Source organism: Pantoea sp. Taur (assembly GCF_009830025.1).
In the GTDB taxonomy this organism is placed as follows: Bacteria; Pseudomonadota; Gammaproteobacteria; order Enterobacterales; family Enterobacteriaceae; genus Pantoea; species Pantoea communis.
The window spans coordinates 76911-94743 of sequence record NZ_SZZZ01000008.1 but is presented as its reverse complement, the minus strand read 5'-3'; the positions used below and the strand labels follow the sequence as shown (position 1 = coordinate 94743).

Genomic DNA, 17833 nt, shown 5'->3' with positions numbered 1-17833 from the left:
GCGGTATTCTCCTTGGTAGAGGCCGATGTGAGGCCCGATGACGTCTGCCATCGGCTGCAATACAGACGTCATGACACCGTTTAAGTGTGCAGCAAGTCAGCCAAAGGTAAAGGCGGTGGCACCCGATTACGCGCATAAAAAAACCGCCAGCCCGAAGGCATGGCGGTTTTCTCCTGCTGTGAAGTGCGTTACATCACGGCAGCAAAGGCCTCAGCCACCTGGTTAACGTTGCGGCTGTTAAGGCCAGCCACACACATGCGGCCGCTGGCGATCAGATACACGCCGAACTCATCACGCAGGCGATCAACCTGCTGCGCGCTTAAACCGGTGTAACTGAACATGCCGCGCTGCTTCAGCAGGTAATCGAAGTTTTTGCCTGGCAGCTTGGTGCTTAATACGTTGACCAGCGTCTGGCGCATTTCGATGATGCGCAGGCGCATCGCTTCCACCTCGGCCAGCCAGTTGTTCAACAGTGCTTCATCGTTCAGTACGCAAGAAACCACCTGCGCACCAAAGTTTGGCGGGCTGGAGTAGTTGCGACGCACGGTAGCTTTCAGCTGACCCAGCACGCGTGCAGATTCTTCTGCGCTCTCGCACACGATGGACAGGCCGCCAACGCGCTCGCCGTACAGCGAGAAGATTTTCGAGAATGAGTTGCTGACCAGTGCTGGCAAGCCCGCAGCCGCAATCGCGCGAATCGCGTAAGCATCCTGCTCCATACCGGCACCAAAGCCCTGATAAGCGATATCGAGGAAGGGAATCAGTTCCTGCGCTTTCAATACTTCGGTGGTTTCATCCCACTGTGCGTTCGTCAGATCCGCACCCGTCGGGTTGTGGCAGCATGGGTGCAACAGCACGATAGATTGCTTCGGCAGCGTTTTCAGCTTGGCAATAAACGCATCAAACTTCACACCGTTGGTCTCTTCGTCGTACCACGGATAAGTCTGAGCGTCGAAACCAGCACCGTTGAAAATCGCGATGTGGTTTTCCCAGGTCGGATCGCTCACCCAAACATTTGAGTTCGGGAAGTAACGCTTGAGGAAATCCGCCCCTACTTTCAGTGCACCGGAGCCACCCAACGTCTGGATGGAAGCAATGCGGCCGGCCTTCAGCATCGGGTGTTCTTTGCCAAACAGCAGCGGTGCAATCGCATTACGGTATGGGCCCAGGCCTTCCATCGGCAGGTAAAGCGACGCCTGATGCGGCTGCGCCTGCAGGCGTTCTTCTGCCGCAGCCACGGCTTGCAACTGAGGAATGATGCCCGCCTCGTTGTAATAGAGACCAATGCTCAGATTCACTTTATTGTCGCGTGGGTCCTGTTTGAAGGTTTCCATCAGCGACAGAATTGGATCGCCAGCATAAGCATCAACGTTTTGAAACACGGTGCAGATCTCCATGATTGGTCATAAATAGTCGGTAAAGAGGCGTCATTAAACCATGTAGCGGCCGGGACGATGATTCATAGCGATGATGAGATTGAGGATCACCGCGCCCGCAATTGAGGCCAAAAGTATCGGCAGCGACACCACGAAAAGCGAAGCGAGTACCACGCAGGTATCTACCGCCATTTGCAGTTTGCCGGCGCGCAGACCGATGCGGTCCTGCAGCCAGAGTGCCAAAATATTGATACCGCCGAGACTGGCTTTGTGACGAAACAACACTATAAACCCAATCCCCATCACCACGTTACCGAACAATGTCGCATAAAACGGATTTAGCGCAGAAAAATGGATGAACATCGGATGCAAGTGTGTGAACAGTGAAACCAGCCCCACCGCGCAGAACGTTTTAATCGTGAATTCCCAGCCCATGCGGCGCACTGCCAGCCAGTAAAACGGCAGGTTAATCAGGAAAAATGCGCTACCAAAAGAGAGGTGCGTCAGATAGCTGATTAAGAACGCGATACCTGCAGTGCTGCCAGTCAGCGCACCCGCCTGTTTCAGCATCATCACGCCAAAGGAAACCATTAACGTGCCGAGCACTATCGCCAGCGCATCTTCAATACGTGAATGAGGAATTTTAGTGGGTTGAACAACGTTATCCATGGAGTAATCTCAGTGCAAATGATGCGGTTCAAATGCAAAAAACGCACCACATAGGCGGCGCTAAGTCGCCACCTATGGGGTGCCAGCGATTATCCAATTGATATCTAAGGCGCTTTTATTGCAGGTTTTTGTGCATCAACCCAAACCATGATCGTTGATTCATGCACAAATCTGTTTTCTGGTGCGCGTTTTTTGCATTCATCGTGCGTTAATTGCACCAGATTAGCACATCATGCACTTTTTTGGCGCGTTTTGTGCTCGGGGATAATCATCAAGCCGTTCTCTTTTAAACGGCTCAACACCACGGAGGTTTTCACATGGGCCACACTCTGATGGCCGGCCACCAGCTGACTGATCAACGCACTCAGCGAGGCTAAATCAGCCACGGCCACTTTCAGCAGATAATCAGCATCACCGGTGGTTTTGAAGGCATCAACAATCGCATCCTCCTCTGCCACCATGCGATGGAAACTCTCTTCATAATCTGGCGTGTGATTCTTTAAACGCACTTCAATCAAGCCCACCATGCCAAGACCCACCGCGTCCGGCGAGAGCCGTGCGTGATAGCCGAGGATGAGGTTTGCCTGTTCGAGATTGATGCGGCGGCGTGAACATTGAGACGCCGAAAGACCGACTAAATCACTGAGTTCCTGATTGGTAAGGCGGCCGTTAGATTGTAATAGTGTCAATATCTTAAGGTCGTAATCGTCTACCTGAGTCATTCTGCTTCCACAGCGTTATAGGGTGCGCTTTGGTACAGATAACCTGATTAAAGCCAAGGTTGTCCAACACTATTTTCTGATGACGTGAAATGCATGCACAAATCGTGCATGCATCTCGTTGGAAAGGATTATTCGTCGTCGTAAGACGGCCCTGCGTAGTTATCAAAACGCGACCACTGGCCATTGAAGGTCAATCGTACTGTGCCGATAGGGCCGTTACGCTGCTTACCGAGGATGATCTCGGCGATCCCTTTAAGATCGCTGTTTTCGTGATACACCTCATCGCGATAGATGAACATAATCAAGTCAGCATCCTGCTCGATCGAACCCGATTCACGCAGATCCGAGTTCACCGGACGTTTATCGGCGCGCTGCTCCAGTGAGCGGTTAAGCTGCGACAACGCCACCACCGGAACATTAAGCTCTTTCGCCAAGGCCTTGAGCGAGCGCGAGATCTCTGCGATTTCCAGCGTACGGTTGTCCGATAACGCCGGCACGCGCATCAACTGGAGATAGTCGATCATGATCAGGCTTAAACCGCCATTCTCACGAAACACGCGGCGCGCGCGCGAACGCACTTCCGTGGGCGTCAGACCAGAAGAATCATCGATAAACATGTTCTTCTTCTCAAGCAGGATGCCCATGGTGGCAGAGATGCGCGCCCAATCTTCGTCTTCCAGCTGGCCGGTACGAATGCGCGTCTGGTCCACGCGCGACAATGACGCCAGCATACGCATCATCAGCTGTTCGCTGGGCATCTCCAGACTGAAAATCAGCACCGGTTTGTCCTGTAGCATCGCGGCGTTTTCGCACAGGTTCATGGCGAAAGTGGTTTTACCCATCGACGGACGCGCCGCCACGATGATCAAATCTGAACCCTGCAAACCGGCGGTCTTTTTGTTGAGATCCTGATAGCCGGTATCCACTCCGGTGACACCATCGTGCGGGGTCGACACCAGCGCTTCAATACGCGATACCGTGGCTTCCAGAATTTGCTCAATGTTCTGCGGGCCTTCTGCTTTATTGGCGCGCTGTTCAGCAATCTTAAAGACGTTGGATTCTGCGAAATCGAGCAAATCTTCACTGCTGCGCCCCTGCGGATCGTAACCGGCATCAGCAATTTGGTTCGCGACCGAGATCATTTGGCGCACAACGGCACGTTCACGCACGATATCCGCATAAGCGCCGATATTCGCTGCACTTGGCGTGTTTTTCGCCAGCTCTGCAAGATAAGCAAAGCCACCGGCCATCTCCAGCTCGCCCAGTGTTTCCAGCGATTCAGAGAGCGTAATAAGGTCAATCGGCTGGCCCATTTCCAGCAGACGCTGCATCTCAGAGAAGATCATGCGGTGCGAACGGTTGAAGAAATCATCCGCCACCACGCGCTCGGAGACGTTATCCCAGCGTTCGTTATCCAGCATCAACCCACCGAGCACCGACTGCTCCGCTTCAATAGAGTGCGGCGGCATTTTCACGCCTTCCAGCTGACGATCGCGGGGTTCGTTGGATTTGTTGGTGGGTTTATTTCCTGCCATAGTGAATGCATTACCGATCGTGAAAGGGACGCGCAAGTATACCGTCCCAGGATGAACAATCACAGGAGTCAGAATGGCAAAGCGTATTCAGTTCAACCAACACGGTGGCCCGGAGGTACTGCAATGGGTCGATTTTGAGCTGGCCGATCCCGCCGAACATGAGGTTCAGGTCGAAAACAAGGCGATTGGCATCAACTATATCGACACCTATGTGCGCAGCGGGCTCTATCCGGTGACAGCTTTCCCGTCCGGGCTGGGCACTGAAGCCGCTGGCGTGGTGAAACGCGTTGGCTCAGGCGTGACGCGCTTTAAGCCCGGCGATCGCGTGGTCTATTGTCAGGCTGCGCTGGGTGCCTATAGCGAAATGCATAACGTGGCGGAAGAGCGCCTGGTGATCCTGCCGGAGAGCATTAGCTTTGAACAAGGTGCTGCCTCGTTTTTGAAAGGCTTAACCGTGCAGTATTTGCTGCGTCAGACCTACAAAGTGAAAGCCGATGAAATCTTCCTGTTCCATGCCGCAGCGGGCGGCGTGGGACTGATTGCCTGTCAGTGGGCTAAAGCGCTGGGCGCGCATCTGATTGGTACCGTGGGCTCCGCCGAAAAAGCGCAGATTGCAAAAAATGCCGGTGCCTGGGCGACCATTAACTATCGCGAGGAGAATATCGCTCAGCGCGTCAGTGAATTGACTGACGGTGAAAAGGTCGCGGTGGTGTATGACTCGGTGGGGAAAGATACCTGGGAACCTTCTCTCGATAGCCTGCGTCGTCATGGCTTAATGGTGAGTTTTGGTAATGCCTCGGGCCCCGTCACCGGCGTTGATCTTGGGATTCTGAACAAGAAAGGTTCGCTGTTTGTCACACGCCCTTCGCTGTTTGGTTACATTACCAATCGTCAGGAACTGGATAACGCCAGCAACGAGTTGTTCTCGTTAATTGCCAGTCGTGCGATTCAGCTGAAGGTACCAGAAGAGCAGAAGTTTGCCTTGAGCGATGCGGTGCGCGCGCATCAGGTTCTTGAGAGCCGCGCCACGCAAGGTTCCAGCTTGCTGATTCCCTAAAAAGTTAAGGGCTTCCCGAAGGAAGCCCTTTTTTCTTTCTTTTTATAGTTCGCGCTGGTGTAGGGTCAGCGGCGATGAATTCGTTTTGAATTACTTTACGCATCCTGACAGAAAACATAAGTAAAAAATATGTTTAATTGCAGATTCGTACTAAGCAATTACCGACTCTGTGATCGCTCCCGCATTTAGCGCCAACCACGCCGCTCTAACTTACTGATTTTTCTTTTCAGTCTGTTCAATTTCACTTCACCGCTCGGTGTCGTAAAGGCGCGATAAAGCCACACGGCTACCACCGCCAACACCAGCCACGGTAACAACTTGATAACAAGCGCGAATAACCCGCCGAGGAACATCACAACAGTGGCAACAACCAATGCAGCGATAACGCCCAGCAGTGAAACGCCAGTCAGCAACAGCATCAGAAAAAAGCCGATAACAAATAAAATTTCCACGAAGGCTCTCCTGTGTAAGTAACACAGAATGTATTACAAAATACGTGCCAATATAGGAATACGGTTAATACATTGAAAAATAAGATGTTATATTCAGAAGAGGTATTTCAGCAGTGATGAAATTCACTAATTATTGGTGCATTTTAAACCGTATTAACGGCAGCGATGCTCCTCTGAAGGGACAGAAATGGCCCGTCAGAAAAGCAAAGCTTCCGCGCCAGAGACAAATACGCTGAGAGCGTTTTCAGCCATGCGCAGCATCGGGCCGTTTCCCAAAAATGGGGCGAATGTTCGCGCGGCAGATCGGCACAGAGGTGCTTTCCCTGGCGTTCGGACTGCCCTTTTATGGCCGGGCACACCGGCCCACCACGACTCACCTACAATCAGGCTTCCTGTGGAATCTTATCCGCGACCAGCGCCAGTGCCGCTTCCAGCACCCGTACATCGGCACCCGGCTTATGGGCATTCTCACTTAAATGACGACGCCACTGGCGCGCACCAGGAATGCCCTGGAACAGGCCCAGCATATGGCGTGTAACGTGCCCCAGATAGGTGCCTTTGCTCAGCTCCGCTTCGATGTAAGGGTACATCGCACGCACCACCGCGACCGGATCGACAGACGGCGTATCGCGGCCAAACAGTTCACGATCCACTTGCGCCAGGATGCCGGGGTTCTGATACGCTTCACGGCCCATCATCACACCATCCATATGTTGCAAATGCGTTTTCGCCTCTTCCAGCGTCTTGATGCCGCCGTTAATCGCCATGGTCAGCGCCGGAAAATCACGCTTCAGCTGATAGACACGCGGATAATCCAGCGGCGGAATCTCACGGTTCTCTTTCGGGCTTAAACCAGAAAGCCATGCCTTACGCGCATGGATAATAAAGGTATCGCAGTTGCCCTTATTGGCCACCGTACCAATGAAATCACACAGAAATGCGTAGCTGTCCTGCTCATCAATTCCGATACGGGTTTTCACCGTCACCGGAATACTGACCACATCGCGCATCGCTTTAATGCAATCTGCGACCAGCGCGGCGTCAGCCATCAGACAGGCACCAAAGCGCCCATTCTGCACGCGATCGGATGGGCAACCGACGTTAAGGTTAATCTCGTCGTAACCGCGCGCTTCCGCCAGCTTCGCACATTGCGCCAGGGCTGCCGGATCGCTGCCGCCCAACTGCAGCGCCAGCGGATGCTCCTCTTCGCTGTAAGCCAGATAATCGCCTTTGCCGTGAATAATGGCGCCCGTGGTCACCATTTCGGTATACAGCAGCGTATCGCCGCTCAGCTTACGGTGAAAATAACGGCAGTGGCGATCGGTCCAGTCCAGCATCGGAGCGATAGAAAAACGTTGCGAAGAGAAAGTATCGGTCATGAAACGCAGTAAATCCGGAGTTAGTGAGTGACGAGAAACTGCGCAATGATACCACAGCAATAACGGGCGACACAGCCGCCCGTTATTTCACTCACACCGTCGGGGCTGTTGAGGTTGATGAGGCTGGCAGAGAGGGCTCGCCCACTTTCACCGGCGCGGTTTCCCGTGTGTTGAAGGCGACCCAGGTTGAAATAACACCCAGTAACGAGAACATCACCGCCGGTCCGATCCAGCCGACCATGCCGTACACGCCTGTTGCGATGAACGGTAACAGCCCCGCCACTACGGACGCGCCGTTGTAGCCCAATGAAATACCCGAGGAGCGGACGTTAGCCGGAAACTGCTCGGAAAACCAACTCGACTCCACCGCAAAAATCGGGTCATGGCTAAAGAGCAGAGACATAGCGACAGCGACAATCACCATCATCACTGCACCGGTGTTGATCAGCATAAACATAGGAATGCCAAACAGAATGGTGAAGATGGCGCCAATCAGGAATATTGGGCGACGTCCCACCTTATCACTTAGCGCGCCATACAGCAGATGGCTGCCGAGCCCCAGCGCTGAACCAATCAACGTGCCCCATAACACATGGCGCGTATCTGTGATTTCCGCCAGCACCACATAGGACAACATAAAACTGGTCGTGATGTAGTAGCCACCCGTCTCTGCCAGGCGTAGCCCCATAATTTTGACGATGGTGCGCCAGTCGCGACGAATCACTTCCAGCGCGGGCTGTTGCACAATCTGCTTATCTGCTTTGGCTTTCTCGAATTCCGGCGATTCCGCGACCTGCATTCGGATAAAGATGCCAATGGCCACCATCACAAACGAGATCAGGAACGGCATGCGCCACACCCAATCACCTTCAAACAGTGCCGCAGAGAGCAGGAAAGAACCATTCGCCAGCAGCAGGCCGAGCGGTATCCCGAGTTGCGGTACTGCACCATAGAAACCGCGCTTTTTCACGGGTGCATGTTCGAAGGCCATTAACACCGCGCCGCCCCACTCTGCGCCGAATCCGATCCCCTGGATCATGCGTAATAAGATCAACAAGATCGGTGCCAGCACGCCAGCCTGCTCATAGGTTGGCAACGCACCGATCAATACGGTGGCACCGCCCATGGCCAGTAATGACCAGAACAGCACGGTTTTTCGGCCATAGCGATCGCCGAAATGGCCGGCGAGGTAGCCGCCAAACGGGCGCATCAGGAAGCCGACCGCTAAAGTGGCGAATGCCGCCAGAATGCCGACGATAGGCTCTTGCGTGTGGAAAAAGATTTTGCCGAACCAGGCTGCAGCGGCGGTGCCGTAGATAAAGAAATCATAGCTCTCCACCGCTGAGCCAATCATTGAGGCGAAAGAGACTTTCGCCGCATTGTCGCGGGTGTTTGCAGGTACAGAAGTCGTGTTCATGTGTTACCCCGGTATTATCGTATTTTTCGGGCAGCAGTGATGGAGCGGTTAATTTGCAGGTTTGCTCCAGGTCTCGATCACTCTGCTGTCATCACGTTGCCCCAATCCGGCTTCTGCTGCCGCCAGATAACGAGCATGAGCGACCTGTAACAGCGGAACCTCAGCGTGGCAGGCGGTCGCCGCCTCTGCCACTAACCCGCTATCTTTGACAAAGATGTTGATGGCGCTGGAGACCGGGACATCTGTCCCCTCCAGCATGCGCGGACCACGATCTGACAACATCCACGATCCCGCCGCGCCGCGCTCGACCAGTTTCAATACCTGAGCGGGTGCTAACCCCAGCGACTTTGCCAGACTTAGCGCCTCCGCGGCTGCCACAATATGCACCGAGCAAAGGTGCTGATTGATCACCTTGATCCCCTGCCCCTCGCCAACCTCGTCACCCACTATCGACACCGATCCCATGGTTTTGAGTACTGGCTCAACAAAGGCAATGGCGGCAGATGCGCCGGAAGCAAAAATCACTAACTCACCGGTGCTGGCGCGGGCGGTTCCGCCCGTGACCGGTGCATCCACCACCTGCGCACCGGCAGCAATCAGTGAAGAAGCCGTCTCACGTACCGCCTGCGGCCCGACAGTGGACATGATGACCCAGTGCTGACCAGTCACCTGCGGCAGCGCTTCCGCCACCAGCGCCTGCAGCTGCTGTGGCGTGGCGACCATCACCACTACTACATCCGCTTCAGGTGCTTCTGCAATGCGACTAACCGCTTCAATTCCCTGCGCCTGAGCACGCTGGCGCGACGCTTCAAACACATCCACTCCGATTACCGCATGCCCTGCACGCTGAATCTGGCAAGCCATAGGAACACCAATTGCCCCGGTGCCGACAAATATCACCTTCATGCTGTTCTCCTTTCGCGCCGTTATGCCAGCCAGACGCGAATCGCGCTGACCATCGCTTCTGTGGAAATGCCGTAGCGGTCGTGCAAAGTGGGCAACGCGCCCGCATCCAGGAACTGATCGGGCAAGCCGATTTGACGAAACACGGGCATGACCTGCGCATGCATTAACGTGGTCGCCACCGCCTCACCCAAACCGCCGACCAGGCTATGGTTCTCAACCACCACCACTAAACGCCCGGCACGGCGGCACTGGGTGATAATGGTTTCAGTGTCCAGAGGCTTGATGGTCGGTACGTGCAATACCGCAACATCAACGTTATCGGCTGCCAACGCTTTTGCTGTCTCCAGTGCTCGCATTGTCATAATCCCACTGGAAATCAGCAGCACATCACGGCCATCGCGCAGCAATTTGGCTTTGCCCAGTTCGAATTGATAATTGTATTCGTTCAGCACCAGCGGCACCTTACCGCGCAACAGACGCATATAAACCGGCCCCTGATGGTCAGCGATAGCGGCAACGGCTTGCTCCGTGTCCAGCGCATCACAAGGATCAACAATGGTCATGCCCGGAATACCCCGCATCAGCGCGATATCTTCAGTGGCCTGATGGCTTGGGCCGTAGCCGGTGGTTAACCCCGGCAGCGCAGCGCAGATTTTCACATTCAGCTGCTCTTCCGCGATCACCTGATGGATAAAGTCGTAGGCACGACGCGTGGCAAACACCGCATAGGTGGTCGCAAATGGCGTCATGCCCTCCTTCGCCATGCCACCGGCTGCGCCCATCAATAGCTGCTCTGCCATGCCCATCTGAAAATGACGTTCTGGATAGGCCTGGGCGAAGATATGCAAATCGGTGTATTTTGACAGGTCGGCAGTCAACCCAACGATCGACGGCCGGGTCGCAGCGGCTTTGACCAGCGCATGACCAAAGGGCGCAGCAACCGTGGCTTGACCTTCTGCGGCAATTGAGGCAATCATCGCCGACGTTGTCAGGCGTGGCTTTTTCTCTGTGGTGATGCTGCTCATTGCGTGGCCTCCTGAGCCTGATCGAGGATGGTGATGGCCTGTTGCCACTCGTCAGCATCCACACGAATAAAATGATTCTTTTCACGCGCTTCCAGGAATGGCACGCCTTTACCCATTAGCGTGTCCAGCAGAATGACGCGCGGCTTGGGTTCGCTTAACGCGCGTGCCCGATCAAATGCCTGCTTAACAGCAGCAATGTCATTGCCATCCACACGCTGTACATGCCAGCCAAATGCCTGCCACTTATCTGCCAGCGGTTCAAATCCCATGACCTTGCCAGAGGGGCCATCTGCCTGCTGCTGGTTGATATCCACCATGACGATCAAATTACTCAGTTGATGATGCGCCGCTCCCATCGCAGCTTCCCAGGTTGCCCCTTCATCCAGTTCGCCATCTGACATTGAGTTGTAAACAAAAGCCGGATTTCCTTTATGACGCAATGCCAATGCCATACCGACACCAATCGTCAGCCCCTGTCCGAGCGATCCGCCTGAAATTTCCATGCCTGGCGTGTAGGTCGCCATGCCAGACATTGGTAAGCGACTATCATCAGATCCGTACGTTTCCAGCTCCTCCACAGGAATCACGCCCGCTTCAATCAACGCCGCATAAAGAGCAATCGCATAGTGGCCGTGGGAAAGCAGAAAACGGTCGCGGCCTTCCCATTCGGGTTCTTCCGCGCGGTAATTCATCGCATGGCACCATGCCACGGCCAGCATATCAGCCAGTCCCAGAGCCTGGCCGATATAGCCTTGCCCCTGTACTTCGCCCATTTGCAATGCGTAGCGGCGAATACGATAAGCGTGCTGTGACAGCCGCTGTGTAAGGCTCAATTCCGGTTCTGCAAGAGTCGTCATATCTGTTCCTGAAAGAAGAGAAAATCAGCAGAGTTGGCAAGCAGAAGAGCGATCTGTCATGGTGAAAGCTGCAGCGGATTCACGTGCCATTTTCACCTGCTTGCCGTTTAGCAGCAGATTACTCAGCCCTGGCGCCTGCCGACAAAAGCAAAAAATGCATCAACTGTTGAATGGGATTCACAAATGACATTATTAAAAAAAGCCCCACTGTCGCTGTTGCGCGCGTTTGAAGCCGCAGGCCGCACAGGGGCATTTACCGCCGCAGCGCAAGAGTTGGATTTGTCGCCTAGCGCCATTAGTCATGCGATTCGTAAGCTGGAAGAGACGCTCGACACGCGCCTGTTTCAGCGCAGTACACGCGAAATCATGCTAACCAAAGAAGGGGCAATCTTGCTGGAACATATCCAGCGGGGATTTGATGAGATGCAGCGTGGACTTTCGCTCGTCACCGCTGATGAATCGCGGCCACTGCGTCTGCACACCGCGCCAAGCTTTGCCCATCAGTGGCTATTACCCCGCCTGGGAAGCTTTATTGCCGCACACCCACATATTGATCTGCGTCTTTCAGCCAGCACCGAATATGCGCGCTTTGAGCAGGATGACTATGATTTAGATATTGTTTATGGCGAGCCGCGTCCTTCGCCTTACGAGAAAATCCCGCTGGCCGTGGAGGAATTAACACCGCTTTGCTCACCACAGATTGCCGCACGCATCCGCTGCCCGGAGGACCTCTATCACCAATCGTTGATTCAGTGCGATGTGCAACTCTACCAATGGAAGGGCTGGTTTGAAGCCAATCACCTGACGCCTCCGCGCCATTATGGTTTGCGCTTTGACCGCAGTTTTATGGCGATTGCCGCTGCCGTTGATGGTCTGGGAGTGGTGCTGGAATCCAAATTATTAGCAGAACGAGAGCTTGCCAGTGGGCGCTTAGTTTGTCCGCTGATTGAGACCACCCAGGAGATTCACTATATCGGCCATTACCTGGTGTTCCCACGGCATCAGCATCGCCACTTTGCGTTAGATAGCTTTAAAGATTGGCTACTTTCCCAGTTGAATCTGGCACAGCTTCGCTGATTGATAACGATCACAAATTCTGCGCCCAGGAATGAAACAGGCCGCCAATGGCGACCTGTTTTTGTGAGCATGTTCACGCCATTTCAGGGTGAATGTTAGCGTGATGTGAAATGACGCAATCAGAAGTTAAATCCGAGCTGCAGCATGCCGCCCCAGGTATTATCGTCACCCACTGAACCAGCAAGATCCAGATGCACCGTGTTGTTAAACGGTGAAACGCCCAGACCTGCGGTAAACACATTGGCATCATTTGATTTCATATCCGCACGATAACCCGCGCGCAGTGCTAACCAATCCAGCACGCGATACTCGGCCCCCACTCCCGCATATTGGCTGCTTTCTTCCGATTTGAAACGCTTGGTTTGCGTCAAATCAACATCGCCTGCCAGGGTGAACGCGCCGTAGTTCCAGGCCAGACCTGACGTGACCAGCGGACGGATTTGATAGGTATCGCGGTAGCCTTCCACTGTTTTGGTGTCGATGTCGCGTGAGATCAGGTTCTGCCCTGTCACACCCAACGTCCAATGCTCACCAAAGTCGGTCGCGATGCCTGCATCAATGTTGAAGCCGGTATCGGAACTGCGGTATTGGCTGTTGTTGATATTACTTTTATCAAAGTTATAAATACTGGCGGTGTAGTTATACAGCCAGGTTTTTTGCAGCTTTGGTGTCACGCCCACAGAAACCGGATGGCCAGCGACATCAAATTCATGTGCCAGTGCCACACCATAGTCCGTGACTAGTGCTGCCAGACCATGACCGCTCGAACTCAGTTTATCCTGATCGCCTGGCACGGGGATCACCGTGCCGTTAGCCACACCGCGCAGATAGGTAATATCGCTGTCCACAACGTTAGCCCGCACACTGGCCGTGCCGTAGGCTTTGGTAATAAAGGCAAAAGGCAGTGTTTCATTCGGTACAGTAACAGCAAAAGCGACACCCGCAGTACCGTGTGCTTTATCACCCTTTAAGTCATCCAGCTGATTAGCCATATCACCAGCCGCAGCCTTTAATTCCGGATAACCTCTTAAATAGTCGGCAAACGTCAGATTGTCGATCACGTTTTTGTAGCGATCAACACTGTCCGTGATGTCATCAACTTTGTTAATTAATTTGTCTTTGTCGGTAACCTGCACACCGGCTGAAGGGAATATGACGCTGACGTTATCTTCAGGTTTGGCTTTGGTCATCAATGCCGGGTTAGCCAGCACCGCTGAACTCCAGGTTGACGAAGCGACGCCGGTGCCACCCATGGCATCGTTACGCGCGTCATACCATGTACCTGCTGCCAGAGCTGAAGAAGAAAGAAATACTGCATTCAAACCAACAAGATAAGCTACTTTTTTGTGCCTGAATAATGTCTTCACCATGAGCCTGCCATCACCTTTGAAATGTCGCTGAATAACTCAGAAACGAAACAGTTTAGTTAGCCGCTATTCTGAACCCTAGCTAACACATCATTGCTGTGAATTAAAAGGAAATAGCACTGCTGTTCACAGAATTGGATACAACCACACCATTCTGTTGTTTAGTTATGCAGAAAAATGAACAAATCCTAAATTGATGCCAGATATTACTTAAGGCCTTTTGAACCTTAGACGCTAACCCGGTGAGTTGCAAAGCAAAAATAGCGTGATAATTACGCTATATGACTGATCTCATAGAGGGTCTGAAATGAGCAGTTTTATCAGCACAACAGGAAGGTTAAGTTAATTTATTGATTAACGAGATTTTTCCTGGTCTTTAACCGGGTAAAAAGCAATCACAGCAGGGTAAAAGTTTGTGTGATAAAATAACATCGCCTGCAACCTGGAGAACACTTATGTCAAACCTCACGCCCGCACAACTGCTTACTCAGGCAGAATCCCTTTGCCTTGACCGCGGCGTGCGCCTGACCACTCAACGCGCTGAAGTGTTGCGTTTAATGGCTGAGCAGAATGGTTCGATCAGTGCTTACGATCTGCTGGATCAACTTCGCATCAGCGAGCCGCAGGCTAAACCTCCGACCATTTACCGCGCGTTGGATTTTCTGCTGGAACAGGGTTTTATTCATCGTGTCGAATCAAATAATAGTTATGTGGTTTGCCACCATTTCGACGAGCCTGCGCATACTTCGGTGATGCTGGTGTGTGATGGTTGTGCGGCAGTCAGTGAAAAACACGCACAGGGCGTAGAAAAGATTATTTCGGGATTGGCCGATCAAGCCGGTTTCTCATTGCGCCACACGGTTATTGAAGCCCATGGTTTGTGTGAAAACTGCGCAGAAGTCGCAGCGTGCAATCATCACGATAGCTGCGATCACGATCATGAGATTGATACGAAAAAGAGAGTGAGAAAAGGGTGAGTGGCACTTCCTTGTGCCTTGCCGACGGGTGATCGGCGGGGTAGGAGCATCTTCCTTAATTCCGGTTACCAGCGGTAATCTTTATTGTGACTTTCCCAGTCTTTCACTTCGCTTTCGGCCTGGTCTTTCGCGTAGCCGTAGCGTTCCTGAATTTTACCGACAAGCTGCTCGCGCTTACCTTCGATGACCGTCATATCGTCATCCGTCAGCTTGCCCCACTTCTCTTTCATTTTCCCTTTAAACTGCTTCCAGTTACCGCTCGCTTCGTCTTTGTTCATCATAATCCTCCACATCATCCTGAGTGAGATGCGATGATATCCTGATAAATCAGGTAATCACCCACACAACGCGCTACTCAATTGCGCCGTATGAGATAATTATAGTAGCCAGATAGGATTACGCAAAAAATACAGAATAATCTGTAGTTTACGCTTCGCTTATTCAAACAGTGAACCAGCTGTCGTGTCGCCAGTGACGTCGCCACATCCACCAGAGCGTCAAGCCACGCAAGGCAAGAAACACCGTCACCGCCAGCCATAAGCCGTGATTACCGAGCCACGGGAGTGTCAGCAAGGCAAGCCCATAACCCACTGCCGCCATCACCATGCTGTTGCGCATTTCGCGCCCGCGCGTGGCACCGATAAACATACCGTCCAGCAGATAGCACCAGACACCGATCAGCGGAAGAATCACCTGCCAGCCAAGATAGCGATCGGCCATCTCTCGCAGTGGCTCAAGCGAAGTGAGCAACGCCACAATTTCGGGGCCGGTTATTGCATAGATGGCTGCGAACGCCAGGGCAACGATACCAGCCTGACGGCAGGCAGCATGCCAAATCAGTAATAAGCGACTGCGATCTCGCGCCCCCACCGCTTCACCGGAGCAGGCCTCCACGGCATAGGCAAAACCATCCAGCGCATAGGCCGTAAACGTCAGGAACATCAGCAGTACGGCATTCACCGCAACAACATCCGGCCCTAAACGCGCGCCCAGCAAGGTGAGTGACGCGAAACAGATTTGCACCATTAGCGAACGCAGCATGATGTCGCGGTTGAGCCGGAACAGGCGTGCCGCATCACCACGCCAACTCTGTTTTAGCTGATTGAAAGAAATGCCGCGCAACTTAAGCACACGTACCACCATCCATAACCCCACACCCAGCGTGACGTACTCTGCCACCGCCGTTGCCGCCGCCGCACCTGCAACGCCCCAGTGAAGCTTCAGCACAAACAGGAGATCGAGCAGGATATTCAGCAGGTTACCGACAATGAGCAGCACCATCGGCGCTCGCGCATATTGCACGCCAAGCAACCAGCCCAAAATTACCAGATTGGCTAAGGTCGCCGGTGCGCTAAGCCAGCGAATGTTGATAAAAATTTGTGCCTGGTGTTGCACTTCCGGGCTGCCGCCCATTAATGAGGCTGCGATCAAACTGAAGGGCGCGCGCAGTAATAAAAACAGCACGCCCGCCACCAGAGCGATCAGCAGAGGTTGCGTCAACGCCCGCGCTAAGGCGGTTTTATCGTTCGCGCCAAACGCCTGCGCAGTCAAACCCGTGGTGCTCATGCGCAGGAACAACAGCAACATAAAGATGAAACTGGTCGCCGTTGCACCTACCGCCACGCCACCGAGGTAAATGGGGCTATCGAGATGGCCAATCACTGCCGTATCGACGACACCGAGCAGAGGAACGGTAATATTGGAGAGAATCATCGGCAGCGCCAGCCGCCACAATGCTTTATCTGAAGAGGAAAACAGCCGCATTCGCCCGTTCCATTGTTGCGCTGGTCAATAGGACCATTAACCGACAATCAGCCTGAGGAGGAAAATCAATGTATCAGACTGCGGTCAGCACAGCGACCAACCGCAGCGGGGGAATTCAATGAGAGATTACAGCCATTCGCCGTTACGTACGATGCCCACAGCCAAACCTTCAACGGTCAGAGCCTGCTCACGGGTATCGACCACAATCGGCTGGAATTCGGTGTTTTCTGGCAGCAAATGCACAATGGCACCCTGCTTTTTCCAGCGTTTGACAGTTACTTCATCATCAATGCGCGCCACTACAACCTGACCATTACGGACTTCCTGGGTTTTATGCACGGCAAGCAAGTCACCGTCCATAATCCCGATGTCTTTCATCGACATACCACTCACCCGCAGCAGAAAATCGGCGGTAGGTTTAAACAGATTGGCATCAACCTGATAGTGCACTTCGATGTGCTCTTGCGCCAGCAGCGGCTCACCGGCGGCCACGCGACCGATCAGCGGCAACCCTTCGGAGACTTCTTCTTCCATTAGCAGGCGGATGCCGCGAGAAGCGCCAGATACAATTTCGATGACGCCTTTACGCGCCAGTGCTTTCAGATGTTCTTCCGCAGCATTGGGCGAGCGAAAACCCAGTTGCGCAGCAATTTCCGCACGCGTTGGCGGCATGCCGGTCTGGTTAATGTGGTCGCGAATAAGATCATAGACCTGTTGCTGCCTGGTGGTTAACGCTTTCATCCCGCCCCCTGGTTGTTTATACAGTCGCTGTGAGTATATACAGGTATTGGCGAAATGAAAACCAAAACAGAGGGAAAAATCAGCGGTTTGAAGATTCTGGAATACCTATCGCAAATGCGACCAGAGCAGTGCGATCCAGACAAACAGAGCCAGTAAGATAGCCAGCAACACCGCCGCTGAGCCCATATCTTTAGCTCGTCCGGCTAAAGGATGGCGCTCTTGCCCAATGCGGTCCACCACCGCTTCGATGGCGCTATTCAGGATTTCAACGATGATCACCAGCACCACGGAGCCAATCATCAGCACACGGGAAATCGCATCAACATCCAGCCAGCAAGCCACCACAATCGCCACCAGTGCAGCAATGGCTTCCTGACGAAATGCGGCTTCATGTTTCCAGGCGGCGCGCAAGCCCTGCCAGGAATAACCGGCTGCATTCACTATTCTTTGAATACCGGTGACGTTATTTGCCATGCTTTGGAACCCTTGATGTGATTTGGCGTCAATATGTG

General features: G+C 53.3%; 18 protein-coding genes. 3 read left to right on the top strand and 15 right to left on the bottom strand.

The genetic code is table 11. The features are described 5' to 3' along the window. Positions 1–188 precede the first annotated feature (188 nt). From FD744_RS12960 to dnaB, 4 genes are all read right to left on the bottom strand, one after another. Positions 189–1382 (bottom strand): amino acid aminotransferase, encoded by a 1194-nt coding sequence (locus FD744_RS12960; RefSeq protein ID WP_097119024.1) that lies wholly within the window; start codon positions 1380–1382, stop codon positions 189–191. Between the two features lie 48 nt (positions 1383–1430). After that, the gene (locus tag FD744_RS12955) at positions 1431–2045 is read right to left on the bottom strand and encodes a YitT family protein (RefSeq protein ID WP_034826930.1); all 615 of its coding nucleotides are present in this window, start codon (positions 2043–2045) and stop codon (positions 1431–1433) included. A gap of 230 nt (positions 2046–2275) precedes the next feature. Beyond that, positions 2276–2767: an Lrp/AsnC family transcriptional regulator gene (locus FD744_RS12950; RefSeq protein ID WP_034826932.1), complete on the bottom strand. Its 492-nt coding sequence runs from the start codon at positions 2765–2767 to the stop codon at positions 2276–2278. Positions 2768–2895: 128 nt separating this feature from the next. Beyond that, on the bottom strand, positions 2896–4302 hold the full coding sequence (gene dnaB, locus FD744_RS12945) for a replicative DNA helicase (RefSeq protein ID WP_034826934.1): 1407 nt from the start codon (positions 4300–4302) through the stop codon (positions 2896–2898). Between the two features lie 73 nt (positions 4303–4375). Between dnaB and FD744_RS12940 the strand changes: the two genes are divergently transcribed. Next, the gene (locus FD744_RS12940; RefSeq protein WP_160868418.1) at positions 4376–5359 is read left to right on the top strand and encodes a quinone oxidoreductase; all 984 of its coding nucleotides are present in this window, start codon (positions 4376–4378) and stop codon (positions 5357–5359) included. A gap of 185 nt (positions 5360–5544) precedes the next feature. On the opposite strand, the gene pspG is transcribed toward FD744_RS12940, so the two are convergent. The 6 genes from pspG to FD744_RS12910 form a co-directional block, all read right to left on the bottom strand. Beyond that, positions 5545–5811, bottom strand: coding sequence for an envelope stress response protein PspG (gene pspG, locus FD744_RS12935; protein WP_034826939.1), 267 nt, complete (start codon positions 5809–5811; stop codon positions 5545–5547). Positions 5812–6194: 383 nt separating this feature from the next. Next, positions 6195–7190 carry a tRNA dihydrouridine(20/20a) synthase DusA gene (gene dusA, locus FD744_RS12930; RefSeq protein WP_160868417.1) on the bottom strand — a complete coding sequence of 332 codons (996 nt, stop codon included), beginning with the start codon at positions 7188–7190 and terminating at the stop codon, positions 6195–6197. Between the two features lie 91 nt (positions 7191–7281). Then, positions 7282–8607: an MFS transporter gene (locus FD744_RS12925; protein WP_058960074.1), complete on the bottom strand. Its 1326-nt coding sequence runs from the start codon at positions 8605–8607 to the stop codon at positions 7282–7284. A 48-nt stretch (positions 8608–8655) separates the two neighbouring features. Continuing rightward, complete coding sequence (locus FD744_RS12920; protein ID WP_202403506.1) at positions 8656–9513, bottom strand: NAD(P)-dependent oxidoreductase; 858 nt, start codon at positions 9511–9513, stop codon at positions 8656–8658. Positions 9514–9533: 20 nt separating this feature from the next. Then, on the bottom strand, positions 9534–10538 hold the full coding sequence (locus FD744_RS12915; protein WP_160868416.1) for a transketolase family protein: 1005 nt from the start codon (positions 10536–10538) through the stop codon (positions 9534–9536). Next, positions 10535–11395, bottom strand: coding sequence for a transketolase (locus FD744_RS12910; RefSeq protein WP_058960071.1), 861 nt, complete (start codon positions 11393–11395; stop codon positions 10535–10537). The genes FD744_RS12915 and FD744_RS12910 overlap by 4 nt, the downstream gene beginning before the upstream one ends. A gap of 183 nt (positions 11396–11578) precedes the next feature. Between FD744_RS12910 and FD744_RS12905 the strand changes: the two genes are divergently transcribed. Then, complete coding sequence (locus FD744_RS12905) at positions 11579–12472, top strand: LysR substrate-binding domain-containing protein (RefSeq protein WP_097118942.1); 894 nt, start codon at positions 11579–11581, stop codon at positions 12470–12472. 119 nt (positions 12473–12591) lie between these two features. Here FD744_RS12905 and traF read toward each other — a convergent pair whose 3' ends face one another. Further along, positions 12592–13842, bottom strand: a complete 1251-nt coding sequence (gene traF, locus FD744_RS12900) for a conjugal transfer protein TraF (protein ID WP_160868415.1) — start codon at positions 13840–13842, stop codon at positions 12592–12594. Between the two features lie 452 nt (positions 13843–14294). On the opposite strand from traF, the gene zur reads away from it, so the two are divergent. Further along, a complete protein-coding gene (gene zur / locus FD744_RS12895; RefSeq protein ID WP_097118940.1) occupies positions 14295–14816 on the top strand; it encodes a zinc uptake transcriptional repressor Zur in 522 nt (173 codons plus the stop codon). Positions 14817–14881: 65 nt separating this feature from the next. Here zur and FD744_RS12890 read toward each other — a convergent pair whose 3' ends face one another. The 4 genes from FD744_RS12890 to FD744_RS12875 form a co-directional block, all read right to left on the bottom strand. Beyond that, complete coding sequence (locus FD744_RS12890; protein ID WP_097118939.1) at positions 14882–15094, bottom strand: CsbD family protein; 213 nt, start codon at positions 15092–15094, stop codon at positions 14882–14884. Between the two features lie 163 nt (positions 15095–15257). Beyond that, positions 15258–16580 (bottom strand): MATE family efflux transporter DinF, encoded by a 1323-nt coding sequence (gene dinF / locus FD744_RS12885; RefSeq protein WP_160868414.1) that lies wholly within the window; start codon positions 16578–16580, stop codon positions 15258–15260. A 126-nt stretch (positions 16581–16706) separates the two neighbouring features. Continuing rightward, positions 16707–17321 carry a transcriptional repressor LexA gene (gene lexA, locus FD744_RS12880; protein ID WP_160868413.1) on the bottom strand — a complete coding sequence of 205 codons (615 nt, stop codon included), beginning with the start codon at positions 17319–17321 and terminating at the stop codon, positions 16707–16709. A gap of 105 nt (positions 17322–17426) precedes the next feature. Next, complete coding sequence (locus FD744_RS12875; protein WP_034826963.1) at positions 17427–17795, bottom strand: diacylglycerol kinase; 369 nt, start codon at positions 17793–17795, stop codon at positions 17427–17429. Positions 17796–17833: the final 38 nt, after the last annotated feature.